This is a genomic window from Citrobacter sp. TBCS-15, from assembly GCF_005280815.1.
GTDB classification, from domain to species: domain Bacteria; phylum Pseudomonadota; class Gammaproteobacteria; order Enterobacterales; family Enterobacteriaceae; genus Citrobacter; species Citrobacter werkmanii.
Map to the genome: position 1 here is coordinate 678618 of NZ_SZWK01000292.1, position 19491 is coordinate 698108.

Genomic DNA, 19491 nt, shown 5'->3' on the forward strand with positions numbered 1-19491 from the left:
CAAAAGGATAAGTATAGATGCCAGAGCGTAAGAGAATGGAAATGAGAGGATTCTGGTGAAAACCTCCCTTCGGGCGAAGGGAGGTCAACGCATCAGGAAACGTGCTGCAAGAATTCCTGTAAACGCTGGCTGGGTGGATTTTCAATCAGGGCTTGCGGATTACCGTCTTCGGCAATACGTCCCTTATCAATGAAAATCAGACGTGAGGCCACTTTTTCGGCAAAGCCGATCTCGTGGGTCACAATCACCATGGTCATCCCTTCTTCCGCCAGATCCTGCATGACTTTCAGAACTTCGTGGCGCAGTTCAGGGTCAAGCGCTGAGGTTGGTTCATCAAACAGCATCATTTTCGGCTTCACTGCCAGTGCACGGGCGATAGCCACACGCTGTTGTTGACCACCGGACAGTTCAGAAGGGTAGTGATGCGCACGCTCGGCCAGGCCGACCTTCGCCAGTAATTCTTTCGCCAACTTCTCTGCCTGTTCTTTATTCGCCCCGCGTACGCGCTGCGGTCCAAACATGACGTTTTCCAGCGCCGTCAGGTGGGGGAACAGGTAGAACTGCTGAAATACCATCCCGGCTTCCTGGCGAATTAACCGCTCATCGACCTTGGGATCGTTTACTTTCAGACCGTCGACGATCAGATCGCCAGAGGTTATCTCTTCCAGCTTGTTAATGCAGCGCAGCAGAGTAGATTTACCGGAACCGGACGGCCCGATGATGACCACGACTTCGCCCTGCTTAATGTTCAGATCAATATTGTGCAGCACCTGGGTAGGGCCAAAGTGCTTAGAAACGTTTTTAAATTCAATCACAGGATTTTCATCCTTCTTTCCAGACGACGCAGAATGAAGCTCAGCACCAGAGTAATGATCAGATAGAACACCGCAACGGCGCTCCAGATTTCCAGTGCGCGGAAGTTACCGGCAATGATTTCCTGCCCCTGACGGGTCAGTTCAGCGACGCCAATGACGATAAACAGCGAGGTATCTTTAATGCTGATGATCCACTGGTTGCCCAGCGGCGGCAGCATACGACGAAGTGCGAGAGGCAAAATAACGTGACGGATGGTCTCAGTGCGTGAAAGCCCAAGCGCCAGTCCGGCTTCGCTGAATCCTTTATGGATTGAGAGCACCGCACCGCGGGTGATTTCCGCAATATAGGCACCGGAGTTGATCATGATGGTGACAACGGCGGCGCTAAAGGGGTCAATACGTAAATCGTTAAACGCCATTGGCAGGGCGAAGTAGATAAACATCACTTGCACAACGATTGGTGTGCCACGAATGACTTCGATAAACACCAGCGCTACGTGGTTGGCTATCCAACCGCCGAAAGTACGTGCAAACCCTGCTGCAAGCCCGATTACCAGACCGCCAGCCAGACCAAGGATCGAGATCCATAAGGTCATTTTGGCGCCTTCAATTAGAAGCGGGATGGCGGGCCAGATGGCACTCCAGTCAAACTGCATATGTCGTTCCTGTTACCGTGGTGTAAAGATTCAAATGCCCGTTTTGCCAGATGCGCTGTGCTTATCCGGTTTACAGGTCTCAAAAATACTGGGAAAGGCCCGGTATGCATCGCGCCACCGGGCATCACTGCCAGTTATTATTTAGGTTCAGTACCGAACCATTTTTTGTAGATCTCGTTATATGTGCCGTTCTCTTTCAGCGTTTTCAGCGCGCCGTTCACTTTCTCACGCAGGTCATCGCTGCCTTTCGGGAAGGCGATACCGTATTGTTGAGCTTCCAGCGAGTCACCTACGGCTTTGAACTGGCCGTTACCCGCGGTTTTGATGAAATAAAGAATGTTTGGCGTGTCATGCAGCACGGCGTCTGCTCGGTTGGTGCCCAGTTCCATATAGGCGTTATCGATATTCGGGAACTGACGCAGGTCTTTGGTTTTGATATTAGCTTTAGCGTAATCAACGGAACCGGTGCCGCTCTTCACAGCAACAACTTTACCATCCAGGTCTTTCACGCTTTTAACGTCGTTATTATTCGCTTTGACCATCACTAACAGACCGCTTTTGTAGTAGCCGTCAGAGAAGTCGATCGCTTTTTTACGCTCGTCGGTGATGGTGATACCCGCCAGTGCCAGGTCGACGTTTTTGGTTTGCAGAGCCGGGATGATGCCGCTGAAATCCATTGGTTTCAGTTCATAATCCAGCTTCAATTCTTTGGCGACGGCAGCCCACAGATCCACATCAAATCCAACGTATTTGTCACCCTGTTTGAATTCGAACGGTACAAACGCGGTGTCAGTTGCGACAACCAGTTTCTTATCTGCGGCATGGGAGGACACCGCAAAAGCCAGGGTAAGTGCAGCCAGTGAAACTTTTAATACAGACTTCATAGGATTTCCTTTTATATCCACGGGGCGATCCCCTGCGAGAACATATAGCTTAATGAAAAAATCGTGCCACTTTTGCAACTCATTGTTTTAAAAAGAAGGTATTTCTTTTCTCTGCACAATAAGTAGGGCAAAGCGGAAAATCTGCACTATTTTGGGGCACCCATTTGGTGCGTACCTGACACGGTGCAAACGGTATGACTATTTAGCGTAAAAATTGTTGATAAAACAATCTTTCGTTAACGATTGTGTGAGGTGATTATTACAATTAATTTACTTTGGAGTGACGAATGATCAATGTTATGCACCATAAATGTGCAAAACCCCCGCCGGAGCGAGGGTTTTATAGGTAATTCTTATGTCTGCTGTTATTCAATGTTGGCTTCGATAAACCACAGGAATTTGTCGAGATCGCGTGACGCAGCGGTGAAGATATCCGCTGTATCTTCGTCTTTTGCTTCGCTAATGGCTTTACGTACGCTGTTGGCGACCACTGCATAACGATCGGCCAGTTCTTTTAAGTGGTCCTGCACGCTATGGATATCCAGCGGATAGCTTTTCAGCGGCGTTTTGCTGTTAATCACCTGGGTCGTACCCAGTGCCACACCGCCTAACTGTACGGCGCGCTCAGCCATGGTATCGAGATGATCGGTCAGGGCAGTACGGAAGCCATCCAGCATTTCATGGACAGCAATAAAGTTCGCGCCGCGCATGTTCCAGTGAGCCTGTTTAGTGATCAACGACAGGTCGATGAACTGGATCACTTGCTGATTCAGCAGTTCTACCGTGGCTTTCTTTTCGCTGTCTGTCACATCGTTGCGAGTATAAACGAGGGCGGATGCTTTTGTTTTTACCAGTTTTGCGGTACTCATATTTTCATATCCTCTTGATATTTATGTCCCAACTCTTCAACGGGAATAAGTATAGCGCTAATTTTGGATTTATTTTTCCGGTGTTACCTATTGCTTTAATAGTGAAGAGATGAATGGAAATAAAATAATTAATAAAATCATATGCATACATGATTTTATTGCAACGAAATGTTATTTTTATGTTAATGTAAAAAATTAAAAGAAATATGTGGGTGGGTACAAGATATTTATTAGAAAATTATCACGCAGATTAACAAGTGGATATTCTGCATGATTATGCAAACCATGCAGAATATTAAGGGGGTTAATTCACGTCAACTTGCTTAATTTGCGGTTCTTTGCGAATAGTGAGTGTAGAACCCATTGATGCGGCAATAATAGCCCCCAGGGCCAGCGTCTGGATAAGCGTTAACGTTTCACCAAGGAAGATCATTCCCGAAACCGCAGCCAGCGCGGGTTCCATGCTCATCAACGTACCAAAAGTACGCGTTGGCAGTCGCGTTAGTGCGATCATCTCTAATGAGTAGGGCAGCGCGGTGGAGAGTACGGCCACGGCCAGGCCCAACGGCAGTATTGACCAGTGCCACAGGGCATCGCCGGCCTGAATCGCGCCAATGGGAACAAAAATCAGCGCAGCGATTAATGAACCGACCGCTACGGTTGCCGGACCGTGTTCTGCGCCGGCACGCTGGCCGGTGAGAATATAAACGGCCCAACAGGCGCCAGCTCCCAGCGCCAGCGCTGCGCCGGTTAAATCAACATGAGAAACGTCCTGGCCAAGCGGTAACAGGAACCAAAGCCCAAGAACGGCCAGGGCTACCCAAATAAAATCTACAGGGCGTCGGGATGAAAACAGCGCCACTGCGAGCGGGCCGGTAAACTCCAGCGCCACGGCAATTCCCAGCGGGACGGTCTGAATAGACAGATAAAAGAGGTAGTTCATCCCGCCAAGAGACAGACCATAAAACAGCAGCGGCAGGCGCTGTTCTTTAGCAAAACGTAAACGCCAGGGTTTAAAGAAGGCGATAAGGATGAGTGTGCCCAGCGCGAGGCGCAGCGCGGTAACACCAGGTGCACCGACGAGTGGGAACAGCGATTTTGCCAGTGATGCACCGCTTTGAATGGAAGACATAGCAATGAGTAAAACCAAAATAGGTAACCAAACTGGCGCTTTACGTAACGACCCCGGCATCCTTTCTCCTGACAAATGATGGTTACATCTCTTCATCTGCGCGGCGTTGCGACGCGGATGGCAAAATGTATAGAAAAGTAAAACAGCGAGTGTAATGGAAATACACTCAACTGGTTGAGTATTGGTTGAAAAAAAAATTCTTCAGATCCGTAAAATGGTACGAAATTGGTGGATTAATAATCTGCGTGATTAGGAATTATCTGGATGAATGTGTCGTATTGTGCGCGCAATAATGGCTCATTAACTTAAAAAAGTGGTGTAAATTGAAAGGTATAGCTGGTTTGTGAAATGTTTTGTTACATGAAAGAGCCCCTTAGACACCGCGAATCGCAAAGAGTTTCCCATCAATTTTTGTTATATTTAAAACTTAGGATTTACTTGAAGCACATTTGAGGTGGTTATGAAAAAAATTGCATGTCTTTCAGCACTGGCCGCTGTTCTGGCTTTCTCCGCAGGTACTGCTGTAGCTGCTACTTCTACCGTTACTGGTGGTTACGCTCAGAGTGATGCTCAGGGCGCAGCGAACAAAATGAACGGTTTCAACCTGAAGTATCGCTACGAGCAGGACAACAACCCGCTGGGTGTAATCGGTTCCTTCACTTACACTGAAAAAGACCGTACCGATGCTTCTGGCGACTACAACAAAACCCAGTACTACGGCATCACTGCTGGTCCGGCTTACCGTCTGAACGACTGGGCAAGCATCTACGGTGTAGTGGGTGTTGGTTACGGTAAATTCCAGAACGCAGCATCTCCGGCTGACAACCACACCACCAGCGACTACGGTTTCTCTTACGGTGCTGGTCTGCAGTTCAACCCGATCGAAAACGTTGCTCTGGACTTCTCCTACGAGCAGAGCCGTATTCGTAGCGTTGACGTCGGCACCTGGATCGCTGGCGTGGGTTACCGCTTCTAATCACTTCGGTGATATAAAAAATCCGCCTTTTGAGGCGGATTTTTTTTGCGTGTAATTTAGAGATTAACGAGATTTGGTCTCAAAGATATCGGTACCCAAATGGTTGTAATCCACCTTCTGCAGTTTGAAGTTGGTGATATACACTGGCCCGGCCTTTTTCTCTGAGATAAAACGGTAGCTGTTGGTAATTTCCTTCGCGCTGATCCCCGTCCATTGAGAGAAAAAGCTAAGAAAATCATTCGCAGAGCGACGGGCTTTTATCACCCGATGGGCTTTATCATCGCTCGACAGCACCATAAAAGGCACCTGGAAATTCTGCTGGAACCGATCGTCATGCGCCAGGTACTGCACCTCTTTTCCCCGCTCTTTAAAGGCGAGACCATGGTCAGAGAAATAGACCATCGAGAAGCTGGTACCGCTGTTGCGTAATTGTTCGTAAAGCTGGCGCAGCAGGTCATCCGTCTGCGTCATGGTGTACAGATAGCAAGATGTCTCCTTTGACTGGACGAAGGTCTCGTATTTTCCTTGCGTACGGTCGCAGGCCTGCGGATGTGAACCCATTAAATGCAGCACGATGAGCTGCGGCTGAGTTCGCTCGGTGGCCAGCACCTGGGCAGTCATCTTCAACAGTTCTTCGTCACGGGTATTTTTATCCGCTTCGAAATCACCGTTTTTGAGGAAGTGCACTTCATCAGCTCGTTTTGCGATACTGGCGATAGCCGTATCGTATTCACCAATCTGCCCCTGATTGGAAAACCACCACGTCTGGAATCCCGCGCGGTTGGCCAGAGTGACAAAGTTATCCTGGAACTGGGGTTTATTATCAACAACCCGATTAAGCGTTAAGCCAAGCGATTTTTGCGTTGAACCGCTTGCGGCAATGTAATCTGCGAACAGATAGCCGTTAACGGAACTGGCAAACGGGGTGTTGTCCCAGTGACCGCCAAACGCACCTAATGCGTCGCGGCGGGCGCTTTCACCAATGACCACGACATAAGTGTGATACTTTGGTTTCACGGCGGTTACCGTCCAGCTATCTTTCACACTCGACAGCTTCGCCATGCGCTCCTGTTCATCAAGCACTTCGTTATTATTGACGATCACGTCTTTGGCAAAGCGGAAAACCGGATAACCGGTGTCCTTAAGCTTGAACACGCCGCCCCAGGCCAGGTTTTGTACCGGAGTAACAAAAAACGCGACGACGCTAAACAACAAACACAGGCTGTCGTATTTATTCCAGCCGCGCTTTTGCGCTTCTTTTTTACGGCGTACGGCGATAACGCCGAGGGCAAAAATAAATACCCCAACCAGATAATTGTACCAGGGGAAGATGGTCAGGATTTCGGTGGACTCTTCCATATTGGTTGAGTGCAGCGCCAGCAACGTATTGAAGTTAGGCGAACCATAAGCCTGACCAAACGGAAAGTACATTGCCGCAATAAGTGAGCAAATGCCAATCAGCACTTTCTGCGCGCGCGGGGCGCTGCGCCACAGCAGCATTAATATACAGGTGAAAGCAACGCTGTAGAGCAAGCTAAGCGGATAGCCCAACGCCAGGTTGATCAACATAGACTGTAAGAAATAGAGGCCAGTCCACGGACTAATGGCCCGGCTACGAGCAATGATTGAATCTTTGAGGGTTAAATTCATACGCCACTAATGCAAAAACGCCATGTGCTTACCCTGGCGTTAAGGGTCATTGCCTGCCTGAGAGAGCGAGAAGAGGGATAGGGTCCGCATCCGCGAGCCGCAATATACGCAGGGCTGCGAAAAGATAGAGTGTGCATGAGAGAAGGTCAACTACTACAAGGAAATTGTTTTGCGAGAGAGGTGGCAAAACTGACAAAAAGAAGGGTTATTGGGACGAAAACCACTACTGCACCCCGGATGACAGCAGGGAAAGGAAGCGGCGTACCGCGACGCCGCATTATTTTCCTGAAGGTTTATCCTGCTCTGGTTTGCTGTTGATCATGTCACACAGCATAGAGATCAGCATCAACCGTACTTTAAAGGGAGAGTGGCTAAACACGCGTATACACCTCTTAAATTCATTCATATAAACCTCCTGACTTCACGATCCCATCGGTCCTTGAGGGATGTCTTTATTATATACAGATATAGCACAGGCTATATTATATAGCTATTGCTAAAACGTTAATTTTTTGTGCCCACGCAACTCTGGTTTACAATGAGCGCTCTCTAATCAGATGCCGTTAACGCGTCACAGTAACGAGGAAGCAGAATGAGTCGTCGCGCAGGTATGCCAACAACAAAAAAAGTGACGCAATTGGTGAATGTCGAAGAACACGTTGAAGGATTTCGTCAGGTCCGGGAGGCGCATCGCCGCGAGCTGATTGATGACTACGTAGAGCTGATTTCCGATCTCATTATTGAGGTGGGTGAAGCGCGCCAGGTGGATATGGCTGCCCGACTCGGGGTTTCCCAGCCGACGGTTGCCAAAATGTTGAAGCGCCTTGCTTCAGTCGGGTTGATTGAAATGATCCCCTGGCGCGGGGTGTTTTTAACCGCAGAAGGCGAACGCCTGGCCCAGGAGAGCCGGGAGCGTCATCAGATTGTGGAAAATTTCCTGTTGATGTTAGGTATCAGCCCGGAAATTGCCCGCCGTGACGCTGAGGGAATGGAGCACCACGTCAGTAAGGAAACGCTGGAGGCTTTTAGCCGTTTTACGCAACAGCAAGGATCTGGCTCTGAATGAGTTTTCCTTTACTACGCGCCTTGCAGCGCGATCGTTTTTTCCAGCTGTTAATCATCGTCGGGGTTGTTCTGAGCGTGTTCACGCCATTTACGCCCCGCTCCTGGCCTGGAGCGATTGACTGGCACACCATTATTACCCTTAGCGGCCTGATGTTACTGACCAAAGGCGTTGAATTAAGCGGTTACTTCGATGTGTTAGGGCGCAAGATGACCCGCCGTTTTCACACAGAACGCCAACTGGCGATATTTATGGTGCTGGCGGCGGCGCTACTGTCGACGTTTCTGACCAACGATGTTGCGTTGTTTATTGTTGTCCCGCTGACCATCACCCTGAAAAAATTGTGCGCCATTCCGGTAAATCGTCTGATTATCTTTGAGGCGCTGGCGGTAAACGCTGGATCGTTGCTTACGCCAATAGGCAATCCGCAAAATATCCTGATGTGGGGGCGCTCCGGGTTGTCATTTACCGCGTTTACGTGGCAAATGGCGCCGCTCGCGGGGGCCATGATGCTGACGCTGGTGGTGCTGTGCTGGTTCAGTTTCCCGAACAAAGCATTGCACTATCATACCGGGACGCGCGCGCCGGACTGGCAACCACGCCTGGTGTGGAGCTGTCTGGCGCTGTATATCATCTTTCTGACGGCGCTGGAGTTAAAACAAGAGTTGTGGGGCCTGGCGATTGTGGCGGCGGGATTCATGGTTCTGGCGCGTCGCGTCATCCTCAGCGTGGACTGGACGCTGCTGCTGGTATTTATGGCGATGTTTATTGATGTGTATTTGCTGACGCAGCTACCGGCATTGCAGGGGATAACCCACCAGATTGGCACGCTCTCAGCGCCGGGTCTGTGGTTGACGGCCATTGGCCTGTCGCAGTTTATCAGTAATGTGCCCAGTACAATTTTATTGCTGAACTACGTTCCGCCGACGCTGTTGCTGGCCTGGGCAGTTAATGTGGGCGGCTTCGGACTGCTGCCGGGATCGCTGGCAAATCTTATTGCTTTACGCATGGCAAACGACCGACGGATTTGGTGGCGTTTTCATTGGTATTCGCTGCCGATGCTGATATGGGCGGGACTGGTAGGGTATGGTTTGCTGCAGGTGATGTGAGGATTATGCCCGATAAGCGTGGCGCCATCGGGCATATATAGCAGATTAGTTCAGACGAACCGGCATACCAGAACGGTTCTGTACCGCCTGATCAACGACGGACTGATCAACGTCAGACTGACCGGTGACGCTGGTAATGCTCTTGTTCAGCGTAATCGGTACGATTTCCCCGCCTTCAAACTGTGCTTCAGTGGTGGACAGTGGGTTGTGTACCTCGATGTAACGGCTGCCGTCTGGTTCGGTAGTGGCTTTCACCGGCTCATCGATAAACTGTACGCGAGTGCCGACCGGCACATTTTCAAACAGGAATTTGATGTCGTCATTACGCAGACGGACGCAACCGTGGCTGACACGTAAGCCAACGCCGAAGTTAGCATTGGTGCCGTGAATAGCATACAGACGACCGATATACAGGGCGTACAGACCCATCGGGTTATCCGGGCCTGCCGGAACCACGGCTGGCAGCGGTTCGCCCGCAGCGCGGTATTCCGCATGCATTTTCGCCGTTGGCGTCCAGGTTGGGCCCGCTTTCTTACGTTCTACTTTGGTGGTCCAGTTGATTGGCGTGTCTTTGCCTAACTGACCGATACCAATCGGCAGAACGATAACGGTGTTGGTGCCTTTCGGGTAGTAGTACAGACGCATTTCAGCGCTGTTGATAACAATACCTTCATGCACGGTATCCGGCAGGATCAACTGCTGAGGAATGTTCAGTACGGTGCCGCCCTTCGGCAGGAAAGTATCCACGCCAGGGTTGGCTTCCAGCATGTTAGACAGACCCATCTGATATTCTGCCGCAAAATACTCCAGCGGTTGGGTATTGCCTTCAGGAATGGTGATGACCTGGTTTTGGCCAATCAAACGGCTACCATCGGTAGGCAGCGGGTACGTGACGGCTGAGGCAGTGTTGCAAAAACCAACTACCGCAAGTGCCGCCGCGAAAAGCGTTGTCAATTTCATATTCATCTTCATGTATGCGAGATTCAGTGCCAGGCAGGCCAGTGGGTTGAGATTTATGTAGTGTTGGGCACGCATTATATGTGCAATCTGAGCAACAAGGAATTCGGATGTGTACTAAATCACATTTTTTTCCTTTTGCTTTCACTTTAGCCCTTCAGCATGAAGGGGCGATCTTATCGTAGACTTATGGCATAATAAGCAGTTTGTCACATATTTCTTTCTCTTTCAGGATACGCCAGTGTTAGTTTCCAGCAACGTCACCATGCAGTTCGGCAGTAAGCCGCTGTTTGAAAATATTTCCGTCAAATTTGGCGGCGGCAACCGTTACGGCCTGATTGGCGCGAACGGTAGCGGTAAATCCACTTTTATGAAAATTCTTGGCGGTGATCTCGAACCGACGCTGGGTAACGTTTCCCTCGATCCGAATGAGCGCATCGGTAAACTGCGCCAGGATCAGTTCGCCTTTGAAGAATTCACCGTGCTTGACACCGTAATCATGGGTCACGGTGAACTGTGGGAAGTGAAGCAGGAGCGCGATCGTATATACGCGCTGGCCGAAATGAGCGAAGAAGACGGCTATAAAGTGGCTGACCTCGAAGTTCAGTACGGTGAAATGGACGGCTACTCTGCGGAAGCGCGTGCGGGCGAACTGCTGCTGGGCGTGGGTATTCCGGTAGAACAACATTACGGCCCGATGAGCGAAGTCGCACCCGGCTGGAAGCTGCGTGTGCTTCTGGCCCAGGCACTATTCTCAAACCCGGATATTCTGCTGCTCGACGAACCAACGAACAACCTGGATATCGACACCATCCGCTGGCTGGAGCAGACGCTGAACGAACGTGACAGCACCATGATCATCATTTCGCACGACCGTCACTTCCTGAACATGGTCTGTACGCACATGGCGGATCTGGACTACGGCGAACTGCGTGTGTATCCAGGTAACTACGACGAATACATGACGGCGGCGACTCAGGCGCGTGAACGTCTGCTGGCCGATAACGCCAAGAAGAAAGCACAGATTGCCGACCTGCAATCCTTCGTCAGCCGCTTTAGCGCTAACGCATCGAAATCTCGTCAGGCGACTTCCCGCGCCCGTCAGATCGATAAAATTAAACTGGAAGAAGTTAAAGCTTCCAGCCGTCAGAACCCGTTCATCCGCTTCGAGCAGGATAAGAAACTGTTCCGTAACGCGCTGGAAGTGGAAGCGCTTACCAAAGGTTTTGATGAAGGCCCATTGTTTAAAAACTTCAATCTGCTGCTCGAAGTGGGTGAGAAGATTGCCATTCTGGGTGCCAACGGCGTGGGTAAATCCACTATGCTGAAAACGCTGGTCGGTGATTTGCAGCCGGATAACGGTACCGTGAAGTGGTCCGAAAACGCGCAGGTCGGTTACTACGCGCAGGATCATGAATATGAGTTTGAAAACGATCTGACGGTCTTCGAATGGATGAGTCAGTGGAAACAAGAAGGCGACGACGAGCAGGTTGTGCGCAGCTTCCTCGGTCGTCTGCTGTTCAGCCAGGATGATATCAAGAAGCCTGCAAAAGTGCTCTCCGGTGGTGAAAAAGGGCGCATGCTGTTCGGTAAGCTGATGATGCAGAAACCGAATATTCTGGTAATGGATGAACCAACCAACCACCTGGATATGGAATCAATTGAGTCGTTGAACATGGCGCTGGAAATGTATCAGGGCACGTTGATTTTCGTTTCTCACGACCGTGAGTTTGTCAGCTCGCTGGCCACCCGCGTGATTGAAATTACGCCGGAGCGCGTGATCGACTTCACCGGTAACTACGAAGATTACCTGCGTAGTAAAGGTATCGACGGCTAATTTCCCGTCGTCTTTCACGCTGCAGATGTGTTGGCTTCACCTGTTCACCCCGGTCACTTACTAATGTAAGCTCCCGGGGATTCACAGGTTTGCCGCCTTCCTGCAGCGCGAAATACTTAGGGAAAGGCGTCGAGCCTTTATTCCCTCTCCCTGTGGAAGAGGGGTAGGGTGAGGGCATCAGGCAGCACTACACCAGCCACTCACCCCCTTCAACCCCGTTCACCAGCAGCTTACGTTTTTCCCCTACCGGTAACGACACCTTCAGTGCCTTCCACGCCGGACGATAATCCCCGCGCGCGTTCACCTTCAGGTTGATGGTTGTGCCATCGCACACCATTTCCCATTCCACCCACAGCGCATTGCCGTTCTGATAGCCCCAGCTTTCACCGTCGTCTTCAAACAGCAGCCCGGAGGTCGTGCCGACGCCTTTAACCGGGAACAGCTTCAGCTCGCGGGCCGTATCTTTTTCGGCACTCACATGCGTGATGCGCTCGCTCAGCGGCAGACCGGCTCCGGCGCGCACCAGCAGCGGCAGTTTTTCCAGTGGCGCATCGAGGACGATGGATTGCCCGCCCGCATACCACGCGTGGGTGTAAAAATCATACCAGCCCGTTTCGTTATCCGGCAGCCAGACCCGGCGCTCGCGCTGCCCGGCTTCGACGACGCTGGCGACCAGTAGGTCGCGACCCAGCAGGAAGTCATCGCACTCTTCAAAGGTCTGCGCATCGTGCTCGTGATCGAGGAAGGTCGGGCGCAGCATCGGCTCGTCGTCGGCATGCGCCTGCCAGAGCAGGGTGTAAAGATACGGCAGCAGGCGATAGCGCAGTTCAATGGCACCACGAATGGCAGGCGTCACGCCCGGATACATCCACGGCTCGTTCACCGTGTGGTCATCATTCCATGAGTGAATGGTAAAGCGCGGATGCATCACGCCGTTTTGTACCCAGCGGACAAACAGCTCGGCATCCGGTTTGTCGCCGGAGAAACCGCCGACGTCGTGACCGACGTTGAACAGCCCGGACAAGCTCATCCCCAGCCCCATGCGGGTGTTGAAGCGCAGGGTGTCCCAACTTGTGCGGTTATCGCCGCTCCAGGTCTGCACGTAGCGCTGCATCCCGGCGCAGCCGGAACGGGAGATGAGATATGGGCGCTTCTCCGGGGCGAAACGCTGCTGCGCTTCCAGCGAGGCGCGCATCATCAGCAGCGGCATCACCGGGCGAATATGCTTGATAGCGATTTCCTGGCCGAAGCCATGGCAGCGCGCTTCGCCGTCCCACACTTCAAACTCGTTGTTGTCGTTCCAGGTAGAGTCGATCCCCATCTCCAGCAACTGCGTGGTGACGCCTTCCTGCCACCACTGAATAGTCTGCGGGTTGGTAAAGTCGAGGTTAGAGCCTTCGTCATCCCAGAAGCTGGAACGTTCTGGTGTATTGCTTTCGGAATCGCGAATAAACAGGCCGCGTTCTGCTACTTCGTTATAACGCGGGTGATCCTGCAACAGGCACGGTTTGATATTGGCCGCCAGTTTCAGCCCCGCGTCGTGGAACGCCTGGCTCATCACCTTCGGTTGCGGCACTTTGTCGTAGTTCCAGTTAAAGACGTAACGCTTGCCGTTGATCGAGGTGTAACCGGAAGAGAGCTGGAACGAGTCGCATGGAATAGCGTGTTCTGCGCACAGGCGGATGAAGTTCATCAGTTGGTTCTGCGCGTCCGGTGCGTCGGTGTAGTGCATGGTCGAGCCACTGTAGCCCAGGCTCCATTTTGGTCCGAACAACGTTTTGCCGGTCAGACGGACAAAGGCTTTGGTGACGTCCAGCACTCGCTTGCCGGTAAAGATGTAGTAATCAATATCACCCGCTTCCGCCTGCCAGCGGCGATAGGCGGTGTGGTAGTTATCGATTTCGTTACCCAAATCCAGCCAGCAACTGCTCAGGTTGTCGTAGAACAGGCCGTAGCTCACATCATGGCGATGGGCGATAGTGAACGGGATGTGCTTGTACAGCGGGTCAGTGCTGGCTGCGTTATAGCCCATCGCATCGAGGTTGCGCATCTCATAACGTTTACCGTTGCGCTGCAGATCGCCCGCTTTCTCACCCAGGCCGTAGAAACGCTCATCCTTACGGCGGCTGAGATAGTGCGCCACGCCGTCGCCGTGTGCATTCAGCAGGTAGGCGCTGGTGGGGCGGTCATTGACCAGCGGCAGCCATTCGCCCGCCTCATTGCGGTAGTGCCACTCCAGCCACAGCGGCTGGTGGACGGTCACGCGCAGCTGTTCGGTTGCCACGGTCAGCGTCTCACCCTGCTGCGTCAGGTTCCAGGCCGGGCAGGAGAAGCCGCTTATGTCGTCACGATGGCGACCTTCCCACGGCACGTCTTTTTCCGGTGCGATGCTCCAGGTGCGGTCCAGCGCCAGCTCGCCTTTACGCTTAACCAGCACGCGGAAAAGATTCTCTTCCAGCACATACAGACACAGACGGTGCTGGTTATCGACCAGCAGTTCAAGATGGTTTGCTGACTGCTTATCTACGATCCAGTTTTTCAGGGTTTTCATATGTAATACATCCACTATCAGGCGCGTTTAGCGCGACGTTCAGCAATAAATGCTACCAGGAAGACAGCGCCAATCAGGTCAAAGAAGCCCATGGCAATAAACAGCGGGTTAAAGCCGATTTTGTCGGCGGTTACGCCGATTAACAGCGAGAACAGGAAGCTGGCGATCCACGCCGCAGAGCCGCGCATGCCGTTGACAGTCGCCATCTGGCCTTTGTCGAACGACTCAACGACCAGGGCGCTCAGCATGCAGGAGATGATCTGGTGCCCGAAGCCACCGATGGAGATCAGCACGATGGTGATATACGGGTCGCGGGTGATGGCCACGATGCCCAGAGAGATCATCAGGAACGCGCCCGTCACGGAGCTTGCTACCACAGAGTTAACGCGGGAGCAGCCGAACAGACGGGTATACAGACGCGTCAGGTAACCGCTCGCCACGCTACCGAGGTCGGCGGCGAGGAACGGCAGCCAGGCAAACATCGCAATCTGCTTCAAATCCATACCGTGCTCTTTGGCAAGGTACAGCGGCACCCAGAAGCTCAGCACCGCCCAGGCCGGTTCCGCCATAAAGGCCGGGATGGCGATACCGTAGAAGCGTTTGTTTTTTGAGACGGTCTTCAGCGCAGTCAGGAAGGGCAGTTTCACCGCTGGCGGTTCGTTATCCTGTTTGATAAATGCCAGCTCGTCCTTACCCAGGTTCGGGTGCTGTTCCGGATTGTGGTAGAACGCCCACCACAGGATCACCCATAGCAGCGCCAGCACGCCGGTAAACATAAACGCGCCCTGCCAGCCGAACGAGGTGTGAGCAAAGTAGATGATAGGCGGCGCCAGCATCGCGCCGATGGAAAAGCCTACGCCCGCCCAGCCAGCGGCAACGGGACGCTCTGATTTCGGGAACCATTCGCCAATGGTTTTGGCGTTCGCCGGGGTAGCGGCGGCTTCAGAAGCACCCATAAAGAAGCGCAGAATCGCCAGGTGCAGCCAGCTTCCGGCGCCCGCATGGAAAATACACATCAACGCCCAGATCCCGGCGCAGACCATAAAGCCAATTTTCAGGCCGATAACGTCAATCAGCCAGCCGCACAGGGGCTGGAAAATGGTGTAGGCGATCTGGAACGCGCCGACGATCCAGGAGTATTGCTCGGTGGTGATGCCGAGGCTCTCTTTCAGTTCCGGGGCGAGGATCCCGAGCGAGTTTCGGGTGATGTAGTTAACGGTGACGCCAAGTAAGAACAGCACCAGGATGTACCAGCGCAAGTTCTTAATGACGCGACGGGTTTTGCTTGTCGCAATGGTGTTATTGATGTCCTGACTCATTTTACTCTCCACAAGACGGACGGTAAGGGGACGGAGGTTCAGGTGTCACACAAATTTTTATGGCTTTGATTTATATACATTTAAAATATGAAAGTTGATGTACAACTAGTATGGAAGTGGTGTGACAAGTTCACCTTAAGGGAGAACATGAGCGGGAAATAGTTGTTTTTGTGCAAAATTTCTCATAAATGACTTAAGTCATTTGGCATGATGGCTTCTATGCCAGTTATTTACTGATAAATGAGCAATGAAAATTTTTTCATTTTGCAAATGGAGCCAGCTCACAAAATGGACAAAAGGCTAAAAATTACCGAAATCGCAGCCCGTACTCAGCTCTCAATCAGCACGGTTTCTCGCGTGCTGGCGGGGAAGGCCAACACCAGTGAGAAAGCACGGGCAAAGGTGTTGGCATGCGCGCGGGAATTAGGGGTGATTGAAGGCATGGCGGCCGGGCGTTTGCTGCTTAACTGTCTGGTTGTTTTTGCCCCGCAGCGGGCGTTTGACGAGCGGTCCGACATCTTTTACTACCGCGTGATCCAGAGCGTGAGTAAAGGCCTGGCGTCCCACGATGTCCGCCTGCGCTACTGCGCGCTGGAAGAGAACGACAGCGATGCGCAGTTGTTTCTGGCGCGAATGAACGAGCCGGACACCCAGGCCGCCATTCTTCTCGGTATCGACGATCCTCATATCCACGATCTGGCGGTGGATGTTGCTAAACCCTGCATGTTGATTAACTGCCGGGACCGGCACATGCGTCTGCCTGCCGTCGCGCCGGACCATCGCGCCATTGGCGAACGGGCGGCGGAATATCTGTTTGAAATGGGGCACCGGGAGGTGCTGAATGTAATGTGTCTGCGCCGCTACACTATGGAGCTGCGCCTGTCGGGGATCCGCGACGCGTGGCAGTCACACAACCTGAAATTTAATGACCTGCGCGATCTGCTGGTGGTGCCGAGCTTTAGCGCTCGTGAAACGGAGGAGCTGGTAAATGTCTGGCTTATCGAGCGGAAGGGTAAGGATCTGCCGACTGCATTTTTAGTTGGCGGCGATTTTATGGCGGCGGGTACCATCAGTGCCCTGCAAAAACACGGCCTGCGCGTACCTCAGGACGTCTCTGTCATGAGCATCGACGGCTTTAATCTGGCGGCAATTCAGGATGTACCCTTAACCGCAGTTCATGTTCCCCGTGATGAACTGGGAACGGAAGCGGTATATATGCTCCAGCAGCGGCTGATGCGCCCGGATGCGCCGGTGGGGACGTTGTTGCTTAACGGCATGCTGGCCGTACGGGAATCAGTACGGCGGATACGTCAGGGGAAACGACGCACCGCCGTGGATCGGGAAGGACTGTACGACAGCTAAGCAATACCCAGCGCACGCTTACCGTGGATATTCAAATCCTCCAGCGTGAAGCGTCCTTCCCAGTCAGTTTCATAATCCTCGCGCGGGAAATCACCCGGCGACGCGCCTTTTTCCAGCGCGGCCTTCACTTTATGGGCATAAGCCAGATTCTTTTCGCACATCGGCGCGGCAGGGATGTACATTACATTGCCCCAACCCTGCTGATTTTCCACCGGCGCGACGGAGTGGATCACATCGCAATGCCACCAGACGGAGTCTCCGGCGTCCAGTTGCGGAATGCTGGTTAACGCCTCTATCAGCAGGGGATGCCATTGCGTGGAAATCGGCAGGACTCTGCCAGGTGCTACGCCGCAAAGCTCATCTTCCGGCACATCGTCAAGCAATGGACGTAATAGCACATATGCCATCGCTTCAGGAATCGGGACTACGTGCAACAATCCCTGACCTGGCAGCATATCGGACAGCGCCGTCCAGCCCTGGAAGGTACGAAATACTGAACATTTAGTGGTGTTATCTACCGTGTACTCTTCAACTTCTGTGCGATGCGCCGCCTGCCATGGATCGTAATCTTCCAGCTTGCCATTGAAAACATTAGCAAAGACCTGCTGATATGCCGGCAGAAGCCAGCGCTCCAGCGCGCCGGAATCCGTATGCGCGCCCAGCCCTTTGGACGTTGTTCCCGGCGGACGACGACGTATGCGGTCAGGATAGATGACGCTGATGTCCGGGTTAAACCATTGTTTCCCTTCGCTTGTAAACGTCCACAGGCGATTAAGGAATGACTGCGCATTGGCCATTTCTTCGCTCTGGCGGGCCTGCATCTGCGCCTGGGACCAGTAGATGGGGTAGATCTCCGGGCGGGATGCGCTGAGGGTGCCAAAAAAGTTATCACCGGGGCCTTTGTAGACCTCATCAAAATGGTTGCGATCCAGGTAATCGAGCATCGACTGGTCCCATGCCAGCGCCTGTTCGCGGGGGAAATGCGCCTTAATGACCGCGCATCCGCGACGCTTAATCTCTTCACGCTGCTCGGCGCTTACGCGTCCCGCTTTGATATCCGCATAGGACAACGTTGGCCAAACCGGGGAGCCTTGCGCTTTGAGGGCGTTGATTTCCGCCACGCGAGTGGCAATGGCATCGCTCAGCTGATTGAAAATCAACTGAACATCCCCAAGCTGTGCCCGCAGCTGCTGTTTCATCTGACGGATTGCCGCTTTGTGATCGGCGGGCAATGTGTCGCTGGTAAACGTAAAAGCCATAACCACCTCGCATTAACTTTCATTCGAAACTTATTTAACTTACACATGCAATATAAGTTAAAAATAAGTTAATGCAAGTTTAAAAACTTGATGGTGGGCACGGAATGAATAAAGAGTGAAAAACCGGAGCACGCCCCGGTTAGCAGGATCAGACGTTAAAAGGAGATGTGTTATCCAGCACCGCCTGAATCACGTTCAGCGCGCCCTGATGGTTATTGTCGTCGGTCTGATAGCGGGCAATCGCTTTAATGCTCTCTGCCGCATTGGCCATGGCGAAAGAGTAATGCGCCATTTTCAGCATTTCTGCATCGTTGCCGCTATCGCCAATGGCGACGACGTTTTGCGGAGACAGGTTCCAGCGTTTCAGCAGGCGACTGATACCGTTGGCTTTATGTAAGCCCGGAATAATCAAATCGATAAACCCAAAGCCGCTGGTGACGGGCTTCATTATGCCATCCAGAGCAGTATGCAAGTGATCGATAACCAACGGGATTTGTTGGTCGGGTAAGTTCAGAGAAAACTTAAACAGCACATCATCAATGTCCTGATAATCTTTCACCGGTTTCAGGCGATGATAGTGTTTCGACATCAATGCCACGAAAGGCTCTGGGGCATTCTCGCTGACGTAGGCACTTTGCAGACCACATGCAACAAAATTGAGCTGCTTGTCTTTGAGGAGTTCGCCAATAACAATGCGTGATTCGTGACGGGTGAGCTCACCGTGAAACAGCTGCTTGCCATGCTCATAAACCAGCGCGCCATTCTCAGCGACAAACGATATTTCGTCTTTAAGCTCCGGGAAAAAGGAGATCAGCTGGAAATACTGGTTGCCGCTGGCCACGACAAATTCAATATCTCGTTTTTTCAGTTCCTGATACTGCGCCATAAAACGTGCACGATCGTATTTCTTGGCGTCGTCGAGAAAAGTTCCGTCCATATCGGTGACGATAACTTTGATGGTCATACTTGCTCCTGGCTCATAACTGCGACCAGAAACATTCTAATAACAATGTGACCTGAAGCACAAATTTAATTTCGAATGAAAGTAAAAG

17 protein-coding genes are annotated in these 19491 nt (G+C 52.1%); 5 read left to right on the plus strand and 12 right to left on the minus strand.

The genetic code is table 11. The annotated features are described in order from the left end of the window. Positions 1–92 precede the first annotated feature (92 nt). From glnQ to rhtA, 5 genes are all read right to left on the minus strand, one after another. Positions 93–815: a glutamine ABC transporter ATP-binding protein GlnQ gene (gene glnQ / locus FDW96_RS20890; RefSeq protein ID WP_042309588.1), complete on the minus strand. Its 723-nt coding sequence runs from the start codon at positions 813–815 to the stop codon at positions 93–95. After that, entirely contained in the window at positions 812–1471 is a 660-nt protein-coding gene (gene glnP, locus FDW96_RS20895) for a glutamine ABC transporter permease GlnP (RefSeq protein ID WP_006685364.1), read from the minus strand. The genes glnQ and glnP overlap by 4 nt, the downstream gene beginning before the upstream one ends. A gap of 137 nt (positions 1472–1608) precedes the next feature. Beyond that, positions 1609–2355, minus strand: coding sequence for a glutamine ABC transporter substrate-binding protein GlnH (gene glnH / locus FDW96_RS20900; protein ID WP_061381903.1), 747 nt, complete (start codon positions 2353–2355; stop codon positions 1609–1611). A 365-nt stretch (positions 2356–2720) separates the two neighbouring features. Continuing rightward, positions 2721–3224, minus strand: a complete 504-nt coding sequence (gene dps / locus FDW96_RS20905) for a DNA starvation/stationary phase protection protein Dps (protein WP_038639118.1) — start codon at positions 3222–3224, stop codon at positions 2721–2723. A gap of 304 nt (positions 3225–3528) precedes the next feature. Next, on the minus strand, positions 3529–4416 hold the full coding sequence (gene rhtA, locus FDW96_RS20910) for a threonine/homoserine exporter RhtA (protein WP_042309586.1): 888 nt from the start codon (positions 4414–4416) through the stop codon (positions 3529–3531). 400 nt (positions 4417–4816) lie between these two features. Between rhtA and ompX the strand changes: the two genes are divergently transcribed. After that, the gene (ompX, locus tag FDW96_RS20915; protein WP_003035257.1) at positions 4817–5332 is read left to right on the plus strand and encodes an outer membrane protein OmpX; all 516 of its coding nucleotides are present in this window, start codon (positions 4817–4819) and stop codon (positions 5330–5332) included. A 63-nt stretch (positions 5333–5395) separates the two neighbouring features. On the opposite strand, the gene FDW96_RS20920 is transcribed toward ompX, so the two are convergent. Continuing rightward, positions 5396–6982, minus strand: coding sequence for a phosphoethanolamine transferase (locus tag FDW96_RS20920; protein ID WP_137366221.1), 1587 nt, complete (start codon positions 6980–6982; stop codon positions 5396–5398). A gap of 277 nt (positions 6983–7259) precedes the next feature. Continuing rightward, positions 7260–7388 carry a manganase accumulation protein MntS gene (mntS, locus tag FDW96_RS20925; protein ID WP_042309581.1) on the minus strand — a complete coding sequence of 43 codons (129 nt, stop codon included), beginning with the start codon at positions 7386–7388 and terminating at the stop codon, positions 7260–7262. A gap of 186 nt (positions 7389–7574) precedes the next feature. Between mntS and mntR the strand changes: the two genes are divergently transcribed. Further along, positions 7575–8048, plus strand: a complete 474-nt coding sequence (gene mntR / locus FDW96_RS20930) for a manganese-binding transcriptional regulator MntR (protein ID WP_042309579.1) — start codon at positions 7575–7577, stop codon at positions 8046–8048. Continuing rightward, the gene (locus tag FDW96_RS20935; protein ID WP_137366222.1) at positions 8045–9154 is read left to right on the plus strand and encodes an anion transporter; all 1110 of its coding nucleotides are present in this window, start codon (positions 8045–8047) and stop codon (positions 9152–9154) included. Before mntR ends, FDW96_RS20935 begins: the two co-directional genes overlap by 4 nt. Positions 9155–9199: 45 nt before the next feature. Here FDW96_RS20935 and ldtB read toward each other — a convergent pair whose 3' ends face one another. Further along, positions 9200–10120, minus strand: a complete 921-nt coding sequence (ldtB, locus tag FDW96_RS20940) for a L,D-transpeptidase (protein ID WP_042310152.1) — start codon at positions 10118–10120, stop codon at positions 9200–9202. Between the two features lie 232 nt (positions 10121–10352). Here ldtB and FDW96_RS20945 point away from each other — a divergent pair, with 232 nt between their 5' ends. Continuing rightward, positions 10353–11948, plus strand: a complete 1596-nt coding sequence (locus tag FDW96_RS20945) for an ABC-F family ATPase (RefSeq protein WP_042309575.1) — start codon at positions 10353–10355, stop codon at positions 11946–11948. Between the two features lie 187 nt (positions 11949–12135). On the opposite strand, the gene FDW96_RS20950 is transcribed toward FDW96_RS20945, so the two are convergent. Then, complete coding sequence (locus FDW96_RS20950) at positions 12136–14499, minus strand: TIM-barrel domain-containing protein (protein WP_137366223.1); 2364 nt, start codon at positions 14497–14499, stop codon at positions 12136–12138. A gap of 17 nt (positions 14500–14516) precedes the next feature. Then, on the minus strand, positions 14517–15818 hold the full coding sequence (locus FDW96_RS20955; RefSeq protein ID WP_137366224.1) for an MFS transporter: 1302 nt from the start codon (positions 15816–15818) through the stop codon (positions 14517–14519). A gap of 288 nt (positions 15819–16106) precedes the next feature. Here FDW96_RS20955 and FDW96_RS20960 point away from each other — a divergent pair, with 288 nt between their 5' ends. Beyond that, a complete protein-coding gene (locus tag FDW96_RS20960; RefSeq protein ID WP_137366225.1) occupies positions 16107–17180 on the plus strand; it encodes a LacI family DNA-binding transcriptional regulator in 1074 nt (357 codons plus the stop codon). On the opposite strand, the gene FDW96_RS20965 is transcribed toward FDW96_RS20960, so the two are convergent. Then, on the minus strand, positions 17177–18439 hold the full coding sequence (locus FDW96_RS20965; protein ID WP_042309570.1) for a DUF1479 domain-containing protein: 1263 nt from the start codon (positions 18437–18439) through the stop codon (positions 17177–17179). The genes FDW96_RS20960 and FDW96_RS20965 overlap by 4 nt on opposite strands. Positions 18440–18587: 148 nt before the next feature. Continuing rightward, entirely contained in the window at positions 18588–19403 is an 816-nt protein-coding gene (locus tag FDW96_RS20970; RefSeq protein WP_061381898.1) for a Cof-type HAD-IIB family hydrolase, read from the minus strand. Positions 19404–19491 lie beyond the last annotated feature (88 nt).

Coding starts and splice junctions, on each gene's coding strand:
- glnP (WP_006685364.1), bottom strand. CDS start 1,471: ATGCAGTTTGACTGGAGTGCCATCTGGCCCGCCATCCCGCTTCTAATT.
- glnH (WP_061381903.1), bottom strand. CDS start 2,355: ATGAAGTCTGTATTAAAAGTTTCACTGGCTGCACTTACCCTGGCTTTT.
- dps (WP_038639118.1), bottom strand. CDS start 3,224: ATGAGTACCGCAAAACTGGTAAAAACAAAAGCATCCGCCCTCGTTTAT.
- rhtA (WP_042309586.1), bottom strand. CDS start 4,416: ATGCCGGGGTCGTTACGTAAAGCGCCAGTTTGGTTACCTATTTTGGTT.
- ompX (WP_003035257.1), top strand. CDS start 4,817: ATGAAAAAAATTGCATGTCTTTCAGCACTGGCCGCTGTTCTGGCTTTC.
- FDW96_RS20920 (WP_137366221.1), bottom strand. CDS start 6,982: ATGAATTTAACCCTCAAAGATTCAATCATTGCTCGTAGCCGGGCCATT.
- mntS (WP_042309581.1), bottom strand. CDS start 7,388: ATGAATGAATTTAAGAGGTGTATACGCGTGTTTAGCCACTCTCCCTTT.
- mntR (WP_042309579.1), top strand. CDS start 7,575: ATGAGTCGTCGCGCAGGTATGCCAACAACAAAAAAAGTGACGCAATTG.
- FDW96_RS20935 (WP_137366222.1), top strand. CDS start 8,045: ATGAGTTTTCCTTTACTACGCGCCTTGCAGCGCGATCGTTTTTTCCAG.
- ldtB (WP_042310152.1), bottom strand. CDS start 10,120: ATGAATATGAAATTGACAACGCTTTTCGCGGCGGCACTTGCGGTAGTT.
- FDW96_RS20950 (WP_137366223.1), bottom strand. CDS start 14,499: ATGAAAACCCTGAAAAACTGGATCGTAGATAAGCAGTCAGCAAACCAT.
- FDW96_RS20955 (WP_137366224.1), bottom strand. CDS start 15,818: ATGAGTCAGGACATCAATAACACCATTGCGACAAGCAAAACCCGTCGC.
- FDW96_RS20960 (WP_137366225.1), top strand. CDS start 16,107: ATGGACAAAAGGCTAAAAATTACCGAAATCGCAGCCCGTACTCAGCTC.
- FDW96_RS20965 (WP_042309570.1), bottom strand. CDS start 18,439: ATGGCTTTTACGTTTACCAGCGACACATTGCCCGCCGATCACAAAGCG.
- FDW96_RS20970 (WP_061381898.1), bottom strand. CDS start 19,403: ATGACCATCAAAGTTATCGTCACCGATATGGACGGAACTTTTCTCGAC.